Genomic DNA, 18,166 nt, shown 5'->3' with positions numbered 1-18,166 from the left:
AATATAAAATTATAGCGATAATGGCGATATCTCCCTAAGGGTATAAAATTGTTCAGGAGTCTTGATGGACGCGCTTAGCCGATTATTAACGCTTAATGACCCGCAGGGGTCTATTGATAAAAACTGCTTGTTGAGCAGAGACTGGCAGTTGCCACATGCGGCGGGAGAGCTGTCGGTTATTCGCTGGCATACGGTAACTCAGGGTGCGGCTCAGCTTGATCTCCCGGACGGCTCGTCCTACACGCTGCATCCTGGCGCAGTGGTTATGCTGGCACAAAACTCCGCCCACCGGCTGTGCCAGTCAGGCGAGGAACAAACGCATCTCGTCTGCGGAAGCCTACGGTTGCAGTCATCTTCACGCTATTTTTTAACCGCACTGCCGGAATTGCTCATTCTGGCCCCTGAGGAAAATAGCCCTGTTGGTCAGTGGCTGAGAGCCATGATTGAACTGCTGCAACGGGAATCAATGAGCACGCTGCCAGGTTCTGAGGTGGTATGCAGCCAGCAATGCGCCACGTTGTTTACCCTTGCTGTACGCGAGTGGCTGACACGGGCCGCGCCGGGCAAAAACATGTTGAATCTGCTGCTGCATCCCAAACTGGGGGTTATCGCTAACCTGATGCTGGAGTTGCCCGCTCATCCGTGGACTGTCGAAGAGCTGGCGCAGCGCGCGCATATGTCGCGGGCCAGCTTCGCGCAACTGTTTCGTGAAGTCTCAAACTCCACGCCGCTCGCGGTCTTAACCACATTGCGTCTGCAATTCGCCGCCCAGATGTTAGCGCGTGATTCACGGCCGTTGATCGTGATTGCTGAGGCGGTGGGCTATGCCAGCGAATCATCGTTTCACAAAGTCTTTCTGCGTGAATACGGCTGCACGCCGGGTGAGTACAGAAAGCGGGTCAAGGCGCTGGAAAAATAGCGTTGCGCCGTATTACGTTCTCCGGCGCAACGCTATTCAGGCGTTATTTCTGCGAACGATGGCGGTGCAGCCACATCAGCTTATACGCCGCCGGAATGATAAACAGCGACAGCAGCGGCGCGGTGATCATACCGCCAATCATCGGGGCGGCAATCCGGCTCATCACCTCCGACCCGGCCCCGGTGCCCCATAAAATCGGCAGCAGGCCGGCAATAATCACCGCCACGGTCATCGCTTTGGGGCGCACACGAAGCACCGCCCCGTGATACAGCGCCTCATCCAGCTTAGCCACCGTAAAGGTCTGCGGATTTTCCAGCGCGGGCTCCGCCTCAATGGCGTGACGCAAATACATCAACATCACCACGCCAAACTCGGCGGCAACACCTGCCAGCGCAATGAATCCAGTGCCGGTCGCCACCGACATATGGAACCCCATCCAGTAGAGGAACCAGATCCCACCCACCAGTGCAAACGGCACGCTGGTGATAATCAGCAACGCTTCACCAAAACGACGGAACGCCAGATACAGCAGCACGAAGATGATCATCAGCGTCATCGGCACCATCAGTTTGAGCTTATGGCTGGCGCGTTCAAGCAGCTCAAACTGGCCCGAAAACGCCACGCTGGTCCCCGGTTTTAGCTGGACATTTTCGGCAATCGCTTTTTTCAGATCGTTTACCACCGAGACCATGTCACGATCGCGGGCATCGATATAGATCCAGCTGGTCGGGCGTGCGTTCTCGGTTTTCAACATCGACGGGCCTGAAACAACCTTCACATCCGCCACATCCGCCAGCGTGATTTGTTGCTTCATGGGCGTCAGGACCGGCAATTGTCGTAACGCTTCCGGACTGTCACGATAGCTTTGCGGGTAGCGAAGATTGATCGGATAGCGGGCAATCCCTTCCACCGTTTCGCCCACCATCGCACCGCCGACTGCCGAGGTAATGAACAGCTGTACATCACCTACGGTCATGCCATAACGCGCGGCCTTTTCACGTTGAATATCGACGCTGAGATAGCGCCCGCCTTCCAGACGTTCCGCCAGCGCAGACGCGACGCCCGGCACGGTCCTCGCCACCTCTTCGATTTGCTCCGCCGTGGCGTCAATGTCCGCCAGCACGGTGCCCGAGACCTTAATCCCGATTGGACTTTTGATCCCGGTAGACAGCATGTCGATGCGGTTACGAATCGGCGGTACCCACAGGTTCGCCAGGCCCGGCAGCCGGACCGTTTTATCCAGTTCCTCGATGATTTTGTCCATCGTCATCCCCGGACGCCACTGATCCTGCGGTTTCAACTGGATGGTGGTTTCAACCATTTCCAGCGGCGCGGAATCGGTAGCGGTTTCAGCCTTACCGGTTTTACCAAATACCCGCGCCACTTCCGGCACGGTCATGATCAGCTTGTCGGTTTTTTGCAGCATATCCGCCGCCTGCGCCGCCGAGATCCCCGGCAGGGTCGAGGGCATATACAGCAGGTCACCTTCGTTGATCTGCGGTAAGAACTCGCCACCGACTTTATTGAGCGGGAAAATAACCGTCAGGATCGACAACACCGCCACCAGCAGGGTGGCCTTCGGCCAGTGCAGCACCTTCAGCAACAGCGGATGATAAATGCGGATCAGAAAACGGTTAAGCGGGTTACTGCTTTCCGCCGGGATCGTGCCGCGGATCCAGAATCCCATCAGGATTGGGATCACCACAATCGCCAGCAATGCGGCCCCGGCCATGGCATAGGTTTTGGTGAACGCCAGCGGGCCAAACAGTCGCCCTTCCTGCCCCTCAAGGGTGAAAATAGGGATAAACGACAGGGTAATAATCAGCAAACTGATGAATAGCGCCGGTCCCACTTCCACCGAGGCGTTGGTGATCACCTGCCAGCGCGTGGCGTTATCCAGCTTTTCTCCCGGATGCTGATGCGCCCACTCTTCCAGCCGCTTATGCGCGTTCTCAATCATCACAATCGCGGCATCAACCATCGCCCCTACAGCAATGGCGATGCCGCCAAGCGACATAATGTTGGCGTTCAGTCCCTGGAAATGCATCACGATAAACGCAATACACAGCCCCAGCGGCAGGGAAATAATGGCGACCAGCGCCGAACGGATATGCCACAGGAACAGCGCACACACCAGCGCCACAACGATAAACTCTTCCAGCAACTTGTAGCTCAGGTTATCAATCGCGCGGTCGATAAGCTGACTGCGATCGTATGTTGTAACTACCTCAACGCCTTCCGGCAGGCTGCTTTTCAGCGTCTCAAGTTTGGCTTTGACGGCGGAGATTACGTCACGTGCATTTTTACCCGAGCGCAGGATCACCACGCCGCCCGCCACTTCACCTTCACCATTCAGTTCGGCGATGCCACGGCGCATTTCCGGTCCAATTTGCACGCGGGCAACATCGCGCAGGTAAACCGGCACACCGTCAGCCCCGGATTTCAGCACAATAGTATTGAAGTCATCGAGGGTTTGCAGATACCCGCTGGCACGCACCATGTATTCCGCTTCCGCCATCTCCACGGATGAGCCACCCGCCTCCTGGTTAGACGCATCCAGCGCCGATTTCACCTCAGCCAGGCTGATCCCGTATTGCGTCAGCTTCATCGGGTCGATAACCACCTGGTACTCTTTGACCACACCGCCTACCGACGCCACTTCTGCGACATTGGGAATCGTTTTCAACTCATACTTTAAAAACCAGTCCTGCAGAGAACGCAGCTCGGCCAAATCGTGTTTGCCGCTGCGGTCCACCAGCGCATATTCAAAGATCCAGCCGACGCCGGTGGCATCTGGCCCCATTTCCGCGCTGACGCCTGCGGGCAGTTTTCCCTGCACCTGGTTGAGATATTCCAGTACACGGGAGCGTGCCCAGTAAGGGTCGGTGCCGTCTTCAAAAATGACATACACGTAAGAGTCACCAAACTGCGAGAAACCGCGCACCGTTTTCGCACCAGGCACCGACAGCATGGTGGTGGTCAGAGGATAAGTGACCTGATTCTCAACGATTTGTGGCGCCTGTCCCGGATAGCTGGTTTTAATAATCACCTGCACATCTGAGAGATCCGGCAGTGCATCTACTGGGGTGTTGATAATGGTCCATGTTCCCCAAATACTGAGGAACAACGCCCCCATCATCACCAGAAAACGGTTAGCCACTGAGCGGCGAATAATCCATTCAATCATGTGTTATATCCTCAGTGTGAATGGGTCGCCGGGGTCGGCATTGCGGGCATAGCCGCGGCGTCTGGCGTCCCACTCTTCCGGGCGCGCATGCGGTCCAACGCCCCGGCGATATTCGCCTCGGAATCAATCAGGAACAGGCCGCTGGAGACCACCTTCTCACCTTCCGTCAGACCGGAGCGGATAGCCGTTAGCCCCTGAGATTCATGGAATACGGCAACCTGCTTCGGCACAAAGCGTCCGTCGTTATCCACGGTGATCACCCGCTGCTCGCTGCCCGTATCAATCAGCGCTTTGGACGGGATCAGCAGCATCGGCTCACTTTGTGTTTTCAGCTTGAGGTAAGCATTCATCCCCGGCTTGAGTGCCTCGTCAGGGTTTTCGACCTGCAAACGTAACTGGAGGGTACGCGTCGTGGCATCCACGCTCGGCAAAATACTCCACTTGCTGATGGTGAATGTTTTATCCGGCCAGGCGGGTACGGTAATCGCAAACTGCGAGGCGTCTTTAATCAGCCAGGCGATAGACTCCGGGACCGATGCGCTGACCCACACCGGATCCATGCCCTGAATTTTTGCTACCACGTTATCTTTCGAAATGTTCATGCCGGTGCGCAAATCAAAGGCGGTGATCACCCCATCGATGGGCGCGCGCAGGGTGAAGCGGGTTTGAATTTTCCGCGTCGATTTTAAGCGCTGGATGTCCTGTTCGGGCATCCCGGCCAGACGCAATCTTTCGAGAATACCATCGACTTGAATGGCGGTACCGCCGGTCTCGCGCAGCAGCAGATATTCGCTCTGCGCTTCAACCCAGTCGGGGATGGTCAGATCAATCAGCGGCGCGCCTTGCTTAATTTTATCGCCAACGGTCAGCGGATACACTTTTTCGATAAATCCCGCTGAGCGGGCCTGCACAATCACAAACTGATATTCGTTATAGCTAACGTTGGCCGGGAACGTTTGTGCATACTGCAGCGGTCCACGACGTACGGCCTCGGTTTTTAGCCCCAGATTTTGGGTTTGCGTCGGATCGATTCGCACCCCTGCGGCGGCGTCGCTCGCGGTCTCTTCATCGGCATATTTCGGGATCAGATCCATATCCATAAACGGCGATTTACCCGGCTTATCAAAACGGGTATTCGGATACATCGGGTCATACCAGAACAGGACTTTACGCGCTTCTTTTTGCGCATCGGGGCCACTGTCGGTCGGGACGTTTGCTGATGACAAATAAGGATAGATACCGACGGCAATAACCCCACCGACAATCATGCTGGCAAGAATAAGCGCGGTATTTTTAATATTTAAAGACGCCATAGTGATTTCCATTGCGCGAGTGTCTCACCCGCGTTCAGAGAAAACGGGTGAGAATAAAAGAGACCTGCGACTGCGTTATTGACTGACGTGAATATCACGTAATACAGAGAGATTTCCCTGTTGAACAAAGGTAAAGGCGACCTTATCGCCGGGCTTAATATCATCAGCCTTCGTTTCCGGGACCAGCGTAAATCGCATGGTCATCGCAGGCCAGTTCACCGCCGGAATAGGTTCGTGCTTGATGGTGATTTTTTTGCTCGCCGTATCAATAGATTCAATCACGCCCGTGGCGCTAATGACTTGCTCCTGCTGGGTAGCGGTCTGCATATTCATCATCTCGCCATGCTGATGCTCATTGGCCTGAGCGTTAAACATGACCACAGACAACACAGTAAACAAAGCGGCGTTAGCGGTACTTTTCATGTCATATACTCCTGAGAACTTATAATTAAATATCATTCAACCCAGCCGCCGCCTAAGGCAGCAAACAGCTTAATTTCATTAACCTGCTGGGCGTAATTAAGATCGAGCAGTGATTGCCGGGTAGCGAATAAAGAACGCTCAGCGTCCAGTACTTCGATATAACTCACCACACCATGTTGATAGAGCGCTCTGGCGCGTTGCAGCGTGATTTGCAAAGAGTCCAGATAGCGCTGTTGAGCGGTAATTTGATCTGCCAGGCTTTGGCGCAACACCAGCGCATCCGCCACTTCTTTAAACGCGTTCTGGATTTTTTGTTCGTAATTCACCACCGACTGCTGCTGACGAATTTCGGCCAAATCGAGGTTTGACTGATTACGTCCGGCGTTAAAAATCGGAATATCGATTTTGGGTACGAAATTCCACATGCCGCTGGCGGCATTAAATAAGCTGGAGAGGTCACTGCTGCTACCCGATAGCGAACTGGTGAGGGTAATGGACGGGAAAAAGGCCGCCCGTGCAGCACCGATGTTGGCATTTGCCGCCATTAATGCATGCTCGGCTTCTAAAATATCCGGTCGCTGAAGCAGTATTTGCGATGGCAGCGACGGCGGCAGCGTCACCGCGTTGATATCACCGTGGCTGCGTGCCCGGTCATCCGGTAATTTCCCGTAGGTGCCAAGCAACAGTTGCAGCGCATTATTCGCCTGCGCCAGTTCGCCTTTACGTTTGGCAATATCGGCGCGCGTGCTTTCAATTACGCCCCGCGCCTGTTCCAGCGCCAGCACATTGGTGCTACCGGTTAACAGTTGTTTCTCAACAAAAGCGTATGAACGCTGATAGTTTTGCAGCGTCTCTTCGGCAATTTTCAGCTGCGCGTAAGCCAGTCGCTGGTTGAAATAACTTTGCGAGACGTTGGAAATTAACAAGATATGCACCGCCCGACGCGCTTCTTCACTGGCAAAGAAATTCTGTCGTTCGGCTTCACTCATATTTTTCAGGCGACCGAAGAAATCCAAATCGAAACTGAGATTCAGCCCGGCCTCAAATTCTTTCTGCGTGCTGGTTTCGCCTTTAAATTTGCCGCTATAGGTACCGCTGGAGCCAGCATTAAGCTGCGGATAGCGGTCTGCGTCCGTCACCCCATATTGTGCTCGTGCTTCCTGAACCTTGAGGGTGGCCATGCGCAGATCACGGTTATTCAGCAACGCCTCACCAATCAGCGCTTTCACCTGATCATCAACGAAAAAGGTGCGCCAGCCCGTATCCTGGTATCCCTGTGGTGCCGGTACCAGCGCATTCTGGCTCAACGAAAATTGCTGCGGTATCGGCATTGCCGGACGCTGATACTCCGGCGCCAGCGAACAACCGGCCAGAATAAAAACAACGCTGAGAGTAAGAAGCTTAAATTTGCACATAGTTCTTTTCGTCCAAACCGGACTGGAATGTGAATTTATTACCGTGCACCTTACCGAATCGACTCTGTTTAAGCGGTGACAGGAAAATGACAAAGCTGTCATTTTCCCAATAACTCATTGCTATCCGATCCCGCTTCTCTAGAATTGAAACCCGCACAGCCAGTGGGTGAAGGAGAATGTGATGAAGATTTTGGTCGTCGAAGATGAGAAAAAAACCGGCGAATACCTGACGAAGGGCCTGACGGAAGCCGGTTTTGTTGTCGATTTGGCGGATAACGGCCTGAACGGGTATCACCTGGCCATGACCGGCGATTATGACCTGATCATCCTCGACATCATGCTGCCTGACGTGAACGGTTGGGATATCGTGCGTATGTTGCGCAGCGCTAACAAAGGCATGCCGATTCTTCTCCTCACCGCGCTGGGCACGATTGAACACCGGGTCAAAGGCCTGGAACTGGGGGCGGATGATTATCTGGTGAAACCCTTCGCCTTTGCCGAACTGCTGGCTCGGGTCAGAACGCTGCTGCGCCGTGGCGCGGCAGTGATTGTCGAAAGTCAGTTTCAGGTTGCGGATTTAATGGTTGATCTGGTCAGCCGAAAAGTCACCCGCAGTGGCACCCGCATTACCCTTACCAGCAAAGAATTTACGCTGCTCGAGTTTTTCCTGCGCCATCAAGGGGAAGTATTACCCCGCTCGCTGATTGCCTCACAGGTCTGGGACATGAATTTTGACAGCGACACCAATGCGATTGACGTCGCCGTAAAGCGCCTGCGTGCCAAAATTGATAATGACTTTGAACCGAAGCTGATTCAGACCGTACGCGGTGTGGGATATATGCTTGAGGTACCGGATGGCTATTAAACGCCTGCAGCGCCCTTTTTCGCTGGCCACGCGACTGACCTTTTTTATCAGCCTGGCAACCATCGCTTCGTTTTTCGCCTTCGCCTGGATAATGATCCACTCGGTGAAAGTCCATTTTGCCGAGCAGGATATCAACGATTTAAGAGAGATCAGCACCACGCTGGAACGGATCCTTAATCAACCCAACGAACCGGAATCCCGGCGGCTGGAAATCTTAAAAAACGTGGTTTCCGGTTACTCTAACGTTATTATTTCACTGGAAGATGCTAACCAAAAAGCCATTTTCCATTCACCTGGTGCGCCGGATCTGCGTCAGTTTATTACCCATGCGAAACCGGATAAAAACGCCGGTAATAATAATGTCTTTTTAATCTCCGGCCCCATGCTACGCACGCAAAATCACGAGCACGGGGAAAACACGCCCTCCAACTGGCGCATGATTCGTTTGCCGGTAGGCCAGTTAGCGGACGGCAAACCGGCCTGGACGCTGTATATGGCGTTATCGATAGACTTTCATCTGCACTATATTAACGATCTGAAAAACAAGCTAATTATGACGGCATCGCTGATCAGCATGATGATTATTTTCATCGTATTGTTCGCCGTCTATAAAGGTCATGAACCGATCCGTAACGTCAGTCGCCGTATCCAGAACATTACCTCCAAGAATCTCGATGTCCGCCTCGATCCCCAGGCCGTACCGATAGAGCTGGAGCAGCTGGTCGGGTCGTTTAACCATATGATCGAACGCATCGAGGATGTGTTTAAACGCCAGTCTAATTTCTCAGCGGATATTGCCCATGAGATCCGCACCCCCATCACCAATCTGGTCACCCAAACGGAAATAGCACTTAGCCAGCCCCGTAGCCAGAAAGAGCTGGAAGATGTGCTCTATTCCAATCTCGAAGAGTTTGGCCGAATGTCGAAGATGGTGAGCGACATGCTGTTCCTGGCACAGGCGGACAATAATCAATTGATCCCGGAAAAGACGGTACTCAACCTGGCGGATGAGGTCGGTAAGGTGTTTGACTTCTTCGAGGCGTGGGCAGAAGAGCGCGAGGTAAGTTTACGCTTTGAGGGCCGCGCATGCTGGGTGTCTGGCGATCCGTTAATGCTGCGCAGAGCCCTGAGCAATTTGCTGTCGAACGCCATGCGTTACACTTCCAAGGGCCAGTCGGTGACCGTACGGGTAAAAGAGGCGGACGAACAGGTACACATTATTGTCGAGAATCCCGGCACGCCCATCGCCGCGGAGCATCTGCCGCGACTGTTCGACCGTTTCTATCGCGTAGACCCATCACGACAGCGTAAAGGTGAAGGGAGCGGCATTGGCCTGGCGATTGTGAAATCAATTGTCGCGGCCCATCAGGGAAAGGTGGCGGTCACCTCTGACACCCACGCTACCCGCTTTATTCTGACACTGCCAAAACACGCAAATTAGCCCTGCAGGGTGGCACGAATGTGCCATCCGCTGACCTGCTGGCATCTTTATTGATTCTCTGACGTAACCGTCATAATTCTGTCACCTCGCTGAGCGCGCCTGCTTATTATCATTTCTTCCGTAAACCCATACTGGAGAAATATGATGAACAAGATGTCTTCTTTTTTTGCTATTGCATTTTTTATCTCAGCTGGCGTGAATGCCGCAGAAAGTGTTGATCCCCATCAACAGGCGGCGATGGCCCATGACATGATGAATAATAGCGATGCCTCTGCCCATCAGAAAATGGTGCAGGCACATCAGATGCAAGTACGTAATAGTCAGTCCACTAAGGCCGTTGCGCCGTCATTTTCACAAATGGATGAGCATGAAAAAGCAATGGTTGTACATGAGTCAATGAATAACGGTCATGCGTTTTCACATCAGCAACAGGCAGAAAAACATCGCCAACAGATCCCCGCACAGGGATAACTCATGTACTATTCTGGATGAATAACACCACTATCCCATTACGGATGGAAATTCCATGAATAAGCTATTCAGCGCCTTTGATTTTCAGCAAACACGTCAGCGCCTGCTGGCCAACATAAAATCACATGGCCTTGTTTTATTTGGCGAGTTTGATCATGCCAAAGCTGCTGCCGAGGTGGAGTTAATACTTCCACCCACTACGGTACTTATTTTTGGTAACCCCAAAGGGGGTACTGCTCTAATGTTGCAGCATCCAGAATTAGCGCTCGACTTACCCTTCAGAGTATTAATTAGCCAGCAACCGGACGGGCTGGTTTGGGTCGGTTTTCATCCGGTCGAAACGCTGGAGAAATACGGGCTGGATACGCATGCTATTCAGGCACTAAAAAAACTGGAAAATCTTGTAGAACAAAGCATTGCCAGCATTGACTGAGTCACACACGCAGGCTTATTGTTCAATAAGTCTGCATTTCTCATTACCTCCTTCATTCTTTATCTCCTCGATTAATGTCAATATTAATATTCCATTAAATCGCACATCAAAAATTAAACAACCTCCAGAATAATAAATAAATTGTATACAATACGTAAAATACCTACGTATTATGTTGTATATCCCCATGATTTAACGCCATCAGAAAATATAAATTAGGAATCCCCCTAGTATTCACCGTTAATATTTAATGGGAAACTTTCTTCGTCATAAACATGACAGCAATAAAATCAATATTCCTATAAATAAATTTAATGATGATAGTGAGTAACAGAATGAATAAACGTCTGCTGGCCATCTTTGTTCTGGGTCTGACAACCGCGACAACTGCATGCGCCATTACCCCGGCGATGCAGAAAAAATATGAACGCTCAGGCTGTACACAAATGAGTGAACTCAACGGTTGCGATGTGAATAAATCCTATGAGTGGAACCGCGATCACGGGTTTATCGACAATGCGGAAAACCATCATCAGCGCCATCATCGTCATGATGAAGACCGCCAGAACAGCGGTAATCAGGATAATCATGACCAGGCCGGTATCGACGGTAAGTTCACCGGTAATTACGTGGCTAAATTTGAAAACGGTCAACGCAGCGTTGATATTCACGTAGAAGATTCCGGCGTTTACATCAACGGCAATGAAGTACGCGATGTGAATACCTATAAAGATACGATGACATTCCGCGTGGGGTATGCCACTTACACCCTGAAAGCGAACGGCCGCGGTAGCTGGAACGATAGCGACGCCGGTAACGCTGGCAAGATTGTGCGTGAATAACGGATGACACCACAATGAAAAAACTGATATCTGCACTGGTAATCATGGCCAGCCTGGCAGGCTGTGCTGAGCATCCGTACCTGTCTGCCGCAGCCGCAGGTGTAGGCGCTGCAGCGGTTGCCACGGCGATTGCTAACCACAAGAATCGTGAATCCAAACGCGATAAAGAGCATAAACGCCAGGAGCAGGAAGACAGAGAAAACCAGCACGCCTGGCGACATCACCACCGCCATGACGACGACAAAGACCAGTACTATCGCCGCTGAGTAGCCCCGAAGAGCGCTGAGATCACAGCGCTCTTACCTTCTGTGCGTTACAGTATGATGCTTTAACGCCGGAGTCTGGTATGGCTTTAACCCTTACGGTATTGCTTGAAAACACACGCGCTGCCGGTGCTGACAAATCATTGCAGGCAGCCCCTGGGTTAAGCCTGCTCGTCCAGGATGAAACAACCTCTGTTTTGTTTGATACCGGGCCGGATGACAGCTTTAAGCTGAATGCCGCGAGAATGGGCGTTGACCTGTCTCAACTTACCGCCGTGGTACTCTCGCACGGGCATTACGATCACTGTGGCGGCGTGCCGTGGCTGGCGGATAACACGCGCGTCATCTGCCATCCGCACATTGCCTGCGAGCGTTATTCTGCAATCACCGTTGCCGGATATAGCCAAAAAATCAAAAAATTATCACGCGAGAATGATTACTCTCGCCTGCATATGACCTATACCCGCGAGCCATTCCCGATTAGTGAGCGCTTTCTGTGGTCCGGAGAAATAAACGTGCCGACGCCACAGGCTTACGGCGTTATTCAGGAGCAAACACCCCAACCGGATTACATCACCGACGAAGGCGTATTGATTTATCAGTCTGAGCGTGGACTGATCATTATTACCGGCTGCGGGCATCGAGGAATAGAGAACATCGTCCGCCATTGTCAAAACATTACGGGTATCACCAGGATCTACGCCCTGATCGGCGGCTTTCATTTACGCGCGGCGTCGCCGCAAAAATTGTGGAAAACGCGTCGGTTTCTCCGTCAACAAAAGCCCGAAAAGTTGCTCGGCTGTCATTGCACCGGTTCGTGGGGACGTTTTTGGCTGCCCGGAACAGACGCGCCAGCAACGGGAGATGTGATTGTTCTGGCTGAGTAAAAACGGCATACCCAATAAGGAAAACGGAAGCCTCGCGGCTCCCGTTTTATCTTCGTAACAGGAGTGAGTTAACTATCACTACATCGTAACGATAGCGGGCTCATCAAATACGGTCAGTTTTGGCGCTTCGCCGGTGTATTTTTCTGCATACACCAGACTGGTATTGCCTGCGCAGCCATTCGCCAGCCTTGAGGTTGGAATATCTGCCGTCAATACGTTGGCGCCGCCGTTTTTACAGATACCGTTTTCAATATCTGGCCAAGCCCCTTCATGAATACAGATGATCCCTGGTTTGATTCCATCGCTGACGTGCGCCCCAACCAGCACCTGTCCACGACCATTCCAGACGCGTACCAAATCCCCTTCGACGATACCTCTGGCTTTTGCATCGTCCGGGTGAATAGTCACCGGTTCGCGATTAGCAATCGCGTACTCTTTACGCAGCGCAGCGTAGTTCAGCTGGCTATGCAGACGATGCGCCGGATGCGCCGTCAGTAACTGCAGCTGATCCTTATCCGCAGAACCTTTCCACTCATCCGGTTCAATCCATGACGCATGCGGCGGACAGTCTTTGTATTTATAGCCCTCAATCGTTTTCGAGTAGATTTCAATCTTACCGCTCGGCGTACCGAGCGCGTTCATCACCGGATCGCTGCGGAAATCGGCGTAGCGCACATATTTGTTGTTCTTCTCATTTTCCCGCATTTCTATCAGTTTATTCTGCTGCCAGAATGCGTTGAACTGCGGCATAGCCACACGCTGGGCGCGGGCGGCTTTTTGCGCAACGTCGTAGAATTGCTTCAGCCACGCCATTTCGTCTTTGCCTTCGCTATAGACTGCTTTTCCGCCAGGCTTGAGCATTTCGGCCAGATCAGCAAATACGTCAAAGTCATTCCGCGCTTCAAATTGCGGCTCAATGACCTGCTTCATCGGCACCAGGTGCTGATTACTGTAATCGCCGGTCATGGTCAGATCGTTACGCTCAAACGAGGTGGTGATCGGCAGGACAATATCGGCATGTTTGGCTGCGGCCGTCCAGTAGCACTCCGAGATAACAACCAGTTCGGGCTTCTGCCAGGCTTTAATTAAGCGGTTGGTATCCTGATGATGGGTAAAGTTAGCGCCACCCGCCCACCAAATCATTTTGATCTCCGGGAAGGTCTGCTCTTTACCATTATGCTGATATTTTCCGCCCGGATTCTCCAGCGCTTCGACGATGCGCGCTACAGGCAGGTTCGTCACGGCATCAGAAACCGCCCAGTCATTTCCTGCTGACGAGCCACCCTCAATTTTGGCCGAAATCGCCGGTAATACCCCGCCGGTACGCGTCGGGTTTCCACCGTTGGAGTAGTGATAAGAGAAACCAAAACCACCGCCTTCGGTACCAATTTGCCCGAGCATTGCCGCCAGCGTCACCAGCATCCAGTGTTTTTGCTCACCGTATTGCTGACGTTGGATCCCCCACCCAGCCATCAGCATGGTTTTGTTACTGGAGAAAATGTCTGCCAGTTTCTCCAGCTGTTCCGCAGGTACGCCACACACACCTGATGCCCATGCAGCGGTTTTCTCAATACTGTCGCTCTTGCCCAGCAGGTACTCTTCAAACTGCGGATATCCGGTGGTGTATTTTTCCAGGAACGCTTTGTCGTGGAGATTTTTCTTCACCAGCGTATGGGCAATGCCGAGCATCATCGCAACGTCAGTGCCCATGTTAGGCGCGATCCAGGTGGCATTATCCCCAAAGAATTCAATCGTTTCAGAACGCATCGGATCGATTGCGATGACGCTTTTCCCTGATTTCTTCAGCAGATTAAAATATTCGATACCTTGTTCGTCCGTACTGCTCCAGGCAATTTTTAATGTATTCAGCGGGTTCATACCCCACAGCACTACGACCTGGCTGTGTTCCAGCACCATAGGCCAGGTGGTTTGCTGTTCGTAGACTTCAACCGATCCTACAACGTAGGGCATGATGACCTGCGCGGCCCCGGTAGAATAATCCCCGGTATGCCCGGCATATCCACCCGCCATGCTCATATAACGTTGCAGCAACGTTTGTGCTTTATGCAAAACCCCGCTGGAGCGCCAACCGTAAGAGCCAGCAAACACCGAGGCTGGACCGTAACTGCTGCGGATCCGGTTATGCTGTTCATGAATCAGTTTTAGCGCCTGCTCCCAACTCACCCGCACAAAAGGATCGCTGCCGCGTTTGCCGTCCGCTTTACCCGGATTTTCCATATAGCTTTTGCGCACCATCGGATATTTTACGCGGATATTGGTGTGCACCTGGTCCGGCGCAGTTTGTTGTAATGAATTCGGTACTGTTTTCGGTAATGCACCTTTTGAAGAAACAACCTTGCCGTCTTTTACTTCCACATACACAGCTCCCCAACGTGCGGCCGTCAGGATTGCCCCGCCATTTTGGCCTTCCGCCCAGGCTGGCATCGGGATCACCGAAGAAATCGCCATAGTCCCGGTTGCCGCGCCAGCCGTCTTGATAAAGTCACGTCTTGTGAGTTTCATGATTTCTCCTGGTGTTATCGCTTATTTGTTCATGTCTTTCGCGTTGTACTGGAAGTAACGGCTCAGGATATCCAGTTCGTTTTCACTGATATTGGTGCGCGCGCCCATCCCTTTTGCCACTGAAGGCCAGGCGTTGAGCGTAAAGTGATTAGCAGGAATCGGTGCATGGCAACCTGCGCAATACACATTGTCGAGCTTGCGGGCGTAATCCCACATCGGTTCACGACTGGCGAGCGCGGAGCCACTCCATTCTCCTTGCAGAGCCACGTCCCGCCACGTATTGCCGTAGTCATCCTTTTTCCAGTCGGAGAGAACCTTGAGCGATTGCTGTCCTTTTTCACTGAGGCTTGCAAGGATCAAACGCTGCCCAGCCGCGTAGTAAATAACCTGTTCACTTCCCTGCATCTGGCTGCCGCGGATCTCCACCAGCCGTGAATTTTCCATTGATTTCAGTACCTGCATTTGGGTCGCCGGATAAACCGTTCCCAGATCACCGAGCGGGGTATTACTGACGGCATAAAGTTTTTCTGCCGTTGCAGGCGTGGAGGCAGACTGTGCCTCGAGCCCTTTTAGGGCACTGTCATCCATTTTTATTTCAGGAGGGAAATGAGCGACGCCTTTGTGGCAATCAATACAGGTTTGTTTTTCCGCAATCCCCATTTTGTGCATTTTCTGCGCATCGGCGCTTTGTGCAGCAAGATCCATCGCATCCATACTGTGGCAACTGCGACAAGTCGCCGAGTCGCTGGCTTTCAGTTGCGCCCACACGGTTTGCGCCATTTCCAGGCGATGTTCTTCAAACTTTTCTGGGGTATCAATTTTCTTAGTAACGAACTGATGATAAACATCTTTTGTTGCCCGGAGTTTGGCAACCAGGAAATCAAGTCCTCCTTGTGGAATATGACAATCCGCACATTCAGCGCGAATACCTTTCTTATTTTGAAAATGGACCGAACCGGTATATTCCTCATAAGGTGCTTGCATCGTATGGCATGACAGACAAAATTCAGTACTCGACGTTTTATGTAATGTCCATTGCCCAGCCAAAACGATCACAGCCCCCAGAACAATGCACAGCAGCATTGTCCATAGAATAGTTTTATTTATTTTTCTCATTTTTCATTCCCACAGGCAACCTACCCTTTAATAGGTAGACAGTAATTACACTGGCTGGGTTACTTATTGATATTCATCAAGGCCAGAAGGAAATGAGAATCAGCAGATAGGCAAGTTTGAAGGCGATCGCATATTTATTACAACAGAGGTTTTTCTTTAAAATTCAACATAAAAACAGAACAATAAACCTAGCGATAAGTTTAATAACCCATTATTAAATAAAATATCAGTGTAAAAAGTGGAAGACCCAGTCCAGGGGCATCTATCCCCCCCAAAAAATACCACGTTATATAAATAAATACATAATGGAAAGAAAAAAAATGAATCTCTTTCACCAGGTATGAGATAGGGAGATAAGCACCTATTCTTGATCTGGCTGCTTATTATACAGGTTATCAATTCGCTACACTCAGGATGGCGGTATAACAAACAAGAGGTGGTGAATATGTATCGTTCTATTCTGGTGCCGATTGATATCTCTGAAACCGATGTAACGCGTCAGGTGATCCCACAGGTCGAGGCGCACGCAAAAACCGCAAAGGTCCATTTTTTAGCCGTTATCCCTACTGTCCCATTCTACGCATCACTGGGACTGGCCTACTCCAATGAATTCCCGGACAGAAGTGGCATTCAAGCTAAGGCCACCGAAAAGCTGCAAGAAATTGTTAAACAATTCAACATTCCTGCCGGCAGGACGGAACTGCACGTCGTTTACGGCCCGCCTAAAGATCAGATCTTAAAGTTAGCGGAAGCGGTAGATGCAGAACTCGTCATCATCGGTTCGCATAAGCCGGGTTTTAGCACTTATCTGCTGGGTTCAACGGCCTCCGCCGTGGTGCGCCACGCCAAATGCCCGGTGCTTGTAGTGCGGTGACATGCCGACAAAAGACCATACATACGGGAGCGAATCAGCTCCCGTTCTTATTCGTTTCGGATTTCCTGAGTCTCGCAGAAAAAGTCAAATACGGAGCGAATGGTGGTTTGTTGCAATGGCGAATACGACAGGGATGATTAGAGAGGAATGCTGTAAAATGGTACGCCCTGTAGGATTCGAACCTACGACCTACGGCTTAGAAGGCCGTTGCTCTATCCAACTGAGCTAAGGGCGCATTGCGAAGTGAAAACTTCATGCGGATGAAACGCGTGAATTATACGGTCAGCGCCTGCTGAGTCAATGCCTTTTGTTCTGGTTGCTTGCGAAGTGTACGAATGGTGGTTTTTTCTGCTCGTCCACGGGTATCCAGGAAATCACCTGGTAACAACTGAGGCGCCGTAAAGCCCGGTTTAAGGTTAAATGTATTTAGAAAATTAATGATTTTGCTTAACATTCTCCTACACCCTTCCCTGCGGTTTAGGATCCCTTCAATGTTAAGTATCGCCATCAAAGACGAAAATAATCACTTCGAACATGGTCTGAAAATCATCATTACTCGTCTGACGAATCAGTGGCGTCAGGAGATTTGCTTCTTGCCTGTCGACGATATCGATCGTGCAGACATCGCCTTTTTATCGCTGGATGAAGAGTGGCTCAGCGCGGGTTGTTACGAAATCCCCCTCCACACCCGTCACCAGCATCGGGTCATTATTTGCAGAAAATGCGATAAAGATAAGCTGATGTTCAGACCCTGCCTGTACATGCTACCGCTGATTTATCGCGAAGATGATGTCGAAGAGATCGGCAAAAAAATGGTACTCATTTTGCAAAAACGCGCACTCCGTACCAGCGTCCCTGCCACCATCTGTCACTACTGCACCACCCGCAACTTTTCCATTGCAGAGCGTCAGTTTTTAATGTTCCTCGCCAGCGGATATACCTCCGCCGAAACCGCACAGCTTCTTGCACTCAGTGAGGTAGAAGCGAAGGTAACGCGTCGGAGTATTATGAGAAAACTGCAGGTGAAAAATGAACAACAATTCTTAAGATACATCAGGGTTAACCTGAGTTTTCTACAAAATTGAACCGTTTCTTATGCACTGGAAACTTTATGAGAAATGTCTCATGTGCAATTAAGTATATGCGCCTACTGCCCCCATTTCTATGCTGCCACAATAATGCCTATGTGTTATT

Annotated in this window: 17 protein-coding genes and 1 tRNA gene; 10 read left to right on the top strand and 8 right to left on the bottom strand. The window is 51.4% G+C overall.

What is annotated here, in order from left to right; all coding sequences use genetic code 11:
* Window positions 1-64: 64 nt before the first annotated feature.
* The gene (gene rclR, locus FCH32_RS05330; RefSeq protein WP_174360613.1) at window positions 65-919 is read left to right on the top strand and encodes a reactive chlorine-specific transcriptional regulator RclR; all 855 of its coding nucleotides are present in this window, start codon (window positions 65-67) and stop codon (window positions 917-919) included.
* Window positions 920-962: 43 nt separating this feature from the next.
* On the opposite strand, the gene FCH32_RS05325 is transcribed toward rclR, so the two are convergent.
* The 4 genes from FCH32_RS05325 to FCH32_RS05310 all read right to left on the bottom strand — a co-directional run bounded on the left by FCH32_RS05325 (window position 963) and on the right by FCH32_RS05310 (window position 7,257).
* Window positions 963-4,106, bottom strand: a complete 3,144-nt coding sequence (locus FCH32_RS05325) for a CusA/CzcA family heavy metal efflux RND transporter (protein WP_174360612.1) — start codon at window positions 4,104-4,106, stop codon at window positions 963-965.
* 11 nt (window positions 4,107-4,117) lie between these two features.
* Window positions 4,118-5,419 carry an efflux RND transporter periplasmic adaptor subunit gene (locus FCH32_RS05320; RefSeq protein WP_174360611.1) on the bottom strand — a complete coding sequence of 434 codons (1,302 nt, stop codon included), beginning with the start codon at window positions 5,417-5,419 and terminating at the stop codon, window positions 4,118-4,120.
* A gap of 75 nt (window positions 5,420-5,494) precedes the next feature.
* Entirely contained in the window at window positions 5,495-5,842 is a 348-nt protein-coding gene (cusF, locus tag FCH32_RS05315) for a cation efflux system protein CusF (RefSeq protein WP_174360610.1), read from the bottom strand.
* Window positions 5,843-5,874: 32 nt separating this feature from the next.
* A complete protein-coding gene (locus tag FCH32_RS05310) occupies window positions 5,875-7,257 on the bottom strand; it encodes an efflux transporter outer membrane subunit (protein WP_174360609.1) in 1,383 nt (460 codons plus the stop codon).
* A 181-nt stretch (window positions 7,258-7,438) separates the two neighbouring features.
* Between FCH32_RS05310 and cusR the strand changes: the two genes are divergently transcribed.
* The 7 genes from cusR to FCH32_RS05275 all read left to right on the top strand — a co-directional run bounded on the left by cusR (window position 7,439) and on the right by FCH32_RS05275 (window position 12,459).
* Entirely contained in the window at window positions 7,439-8,122 is a 684-nt protein-coding gene (gene cusR / locus FCH32_RS05305) for a copper response regulator transcription factor CusR (protein ID WP_096757976.1), read from the top strand.
* The gene (locus FCH32_RS05300) at window positions 8,112-9,563 is read left to right on the top strand and encodes a Cu(+)/Ag(+) sensor histidine kinase (protein ID WP_174360608.1); all 1,452 of its coding nucleotides are present in this window, start codon (window positions 8,112-8,114) and stop codon (window positions 9,561-9,563) included. Before cusR ends, FCH32_RS05300 begins: the two co-directional genes overlap by 11 nt.
* A gap of 144 nt (window positions 9,564-9,707) precedes the next feature.
* Window positions 9,708-10,034 carry a copper-binding protein gene (locus FCH32_RS05295; protein ID WP_174360707.1) on the top strand — a complete coding sequence of 109 codons (327 nt, stop codon included), beginning with the start codon at window positions 9,708-9,710 and terminating at the stop codon, window positions 10,032-10,034.
* A gap of 55 nt (window positions 10,035-10,089) precedes the next feature.
* The gene (locus tag FCH32_RS05290; protein WP_117342171.1) at window positions 10,090-10,467 is read left to right on the top strand and encodes a DUF302 domain-containing protein; all 378 of its coding nucleotides are present in this window, start codon (window positions 10,090-10,092) and stop codon (window positions 10,465-10,467) included.
* 335 nt (window positions 10,468-10,802) lie between these two features.
* The gene (locus tag FCH32_RS05285) at window positions 10,803-11,309 is read left to right on the top strand and encodes a hypothetical protein (protein WP_117342170.1); all 507 of its coding nucleotides are present in this window, start codon (window positions 10,803-10,805) and stop codon (window positions 11,307-11,309) included.
* A 14-nt stretch (window positions 11,310-11,323) separates the two neighbouring features.
* Window positions 11,324-11,575, top strand: a complete 252-nt coding sequence (locus FCH32_RS05280; RefSeq protein ID WP_174360607.1) for a membrane lipoprotein lipid attachment site-containing protein — start codon at window positions 11,324-11,326, stop codon at window positions 11,573-11,575.
* A gap of 80 nt (window positions 11,576-11,655) precedes the next feature.
* Complete coding sequence (locus tag FCH32_RS05275; protein ID WP_135912425.1) at window positions 11,656-12,459, top strand: MBL fold metallo-hydrolase; 804 nt, start codon at window positions 11,656-11,658, stop codon at window positions 12,457-12,459.
* A 78-nt stretch (window positions 12,460-12,537) separates the two neighbouring features.
* On the opposite strand, the gene FCH32_RS05270 is transcribed toward FCH32_RS05275, so the two are convergent.
* Together FCH32_RS05270 and FCH32_RS05265 are read right to left on the bottom strand one after the other, a co-directional pair.
* Window positions 12,538-14,982, bottom strand: coding sequence for a trimethylamine-N-oxide reductase 2 (locus FCH32_RS05270; protein ID WP_174360606.1), 2,445 nt, complete (start codon window positions 14,980-14,982; stop codon window positions 12,538-12,540).
* Between the two features lie 21 nt (window positions 14,983-15,003).
* Window positions 15,004-16,098: a NapC/NirT family cytochrome c gene (locus FCH32_RS05265; protein ID WP_135912427.1), complete on the bottom strand. Its 1,095-nt coding sequence runs from the start codon at window positions 16,096-16,098 to the stop codon at window positions 15,004-15,006.
* Window positions 16,099-16,543: 445 nt separating this feature from the next.
* On the opposite strand from FCH32_RS05265, the gene uspF reads away from it, so the two are divergent.
* Window positions 16,544-16,972, top strand: coding sequence for a universal stress protein UspF (uspF, locus tag FCH32_RS05260; RefSeq protein ID WP_096757984.1), 429 nt, complete (start codon window positions 16,544-16,546; stop codon window positions 16,970-16,972).
* A gap of 158 nt (window positions 16,973-17,130) precedes the next feature.
* Here the strand turns inward: uspF and FCH32_RS05255 are convergent.
* Both FCH32_RS05255 and FCH32_RS05250 read right to left on the bottom strand, forming a co-directional pair.
* Window positions 17,131-17,207: transfer RNA gene (locus tag FCH32_RS05255), tRNA-Arg, on the bottom strand.
* A gap of 39 nt (window positions 17,208-17,246) precedes the next feature.
* On the bottom strand, window positions 17,247-17,426 hold the full coding sequence (locus FCH32_RS05250) for a hypothetical protein (protein ID WP_115259164.1): 180 nt from the start codon (window positions 17,424-17,426) through the stop codon (window positions 17,247-17,249).
* Window positions 17,427-17,463: 37 nt separating this feature from the next.
* Here FCH32_RS05250 and fimW point away from each other — a divergent pair, with 37 nt between their 5' ends.
* On the top strand, window positions 17,464-18,057 hold the full coding sequence (gene fimW, locus FCH32_RS05245) for a fimbria biosynthesis transcriptional regulator FimW (RefSeq protein WP_174360605.1): 594 nt from the start codon (window positions 17,464-17,466) through the stop codon (window positions 18,055-18,057).
* The last annotated feature ends 109 nt before the right edge of the window (window positions 18,058-18,166 follow it).

The sequence above is a fragment of the Citrobacter gillenii genome (assembly GCF_013337685.1).
Lineage (GTDB): Bacteria > Pseudomonadota > Gammaproteobacteria > Enterobacterales > Enterobacteriaceae > Citrobacter > Citrobacter gillenii.
Note: the sequence above shows the minus strand (reverse complement) of the source record. Positions and strands in the feature narration are given on the sequence as shown.

Bases quoted from the DNA above. Each gene is read 5' to 3' on its own strand.
- FCH32_RS05325 (WP_174360612.1), bottom strand. From the start codon at position 4,106: ATGATTGAATGGATTATTCGCCGCTCAGTGGCTAACCGTTTTCTGGTG.
- cusR (WP_096757976.1), top strand. From the start codon at position 7,439: ATGAAGATTTTGGTCGTCGAAGATGAGAAAAAAACCGGCGAATACCTG.
- rclR (WP_174360613.1), top strand. From the start codon at position 65: ATGGACGCGCTTAGCCGATTATTAACGCTTAATGACCCGCAGGGGTCT.
- FCH32_RS05290 (WP_117342171.1), top strand. From the start codon at position 10,090: ATGAATAAGCTATTCAGCGCCTTTGATTTTCAGCAAACACGTCAGCGC.
- FCH32_RS05265 (WP_135912427.1), bottom strand. From the start codon at position 16,098: ATGAGAAAAATAAATAAAACTATTCTATGGACAATGCTGCTGTGCATT.
- FCH32_RS05300 (WP_174360608.1), top strand. From the start codon at position 8,112: ATGGCTATTAAACGCCTGCAGCGCCCTTTTTCGCTGGCCACGCGACTG.
- cusF (WP_174360610.1), bottom strand. From the start codon at position 5,842: ATGAAAAGTACCGCTAACGCCGCTTTGTTTACTGTGTTGTCTGTGGTC.
- FCH32_RS05280 (WP_174360607.1), top strand. From the start codon at position 11,324: ATGAAAAAACTGATATCTGCACTGGTAATCATGGCCAGCCTGGCAGGC.
- FCH32_RS05275 (WP_135912425.1), top strand. From the start codon at position 11,656: ATGGCTTTAACCCTTACGGTATTGCTTGAAAACACACGCGCTGCCGGT.
- FCH32_RS05320 (WP_174360611.1), bottom strand. From the start codon at position 5,419: ATGGCGTCTTTAAATATTAAAAATACCGCGCTTATTCTTGCCAGCATG.
- FCH32_RS05270 (WP_174360606.1), bottom strand. From the start codon at position 14,982: ATGAAACTCACAAGACGTGACTTTATCAAGACGGCTGGCGCGGCAACC.
- FCH32_RS05285 (WP_117342170.1), top strand. From the start codon at position 10,803: ATGAATAAACGTCTGCTGGCCATCTTTGTTCTGGGTCTGACAACCGCG.
- FCH32_RS05310 (WP_174360609.1), bottom strand. From the start codon at position 7,257: ATGTGCAAATTTAAGCTTCTTACTCTCAGCGTTGTTTTTATTCTGGCC.
- fimW (WP_174360605.1), top strand. From the start codon at position 17,464: ATGTTAAGTATCGCCATCAAAGACGAAAATAATCACTTCGAACATGGT.
- FCH32_RS05295 (WP_174360707.1), top strand. From the start codon at position 9,708: ATGAACAAGATGTCTTCTTTTTTTGCTATTGCATTTTTTATCTCAGCT.
- FCH32_RS05250 (WP_115259164.1), bottom strand. From the start codon at position 17,426: ATGTTAAGCAAAATCATTAATTTTCTAAATACATTTAACCTTAAACCG.
- uspF (WP_096757984.1), top strand. From the start codon at position 16,544: ATGTATCGTTCTATTCTGGTGCCGATTGATATCTCTGAAACCGATGTA.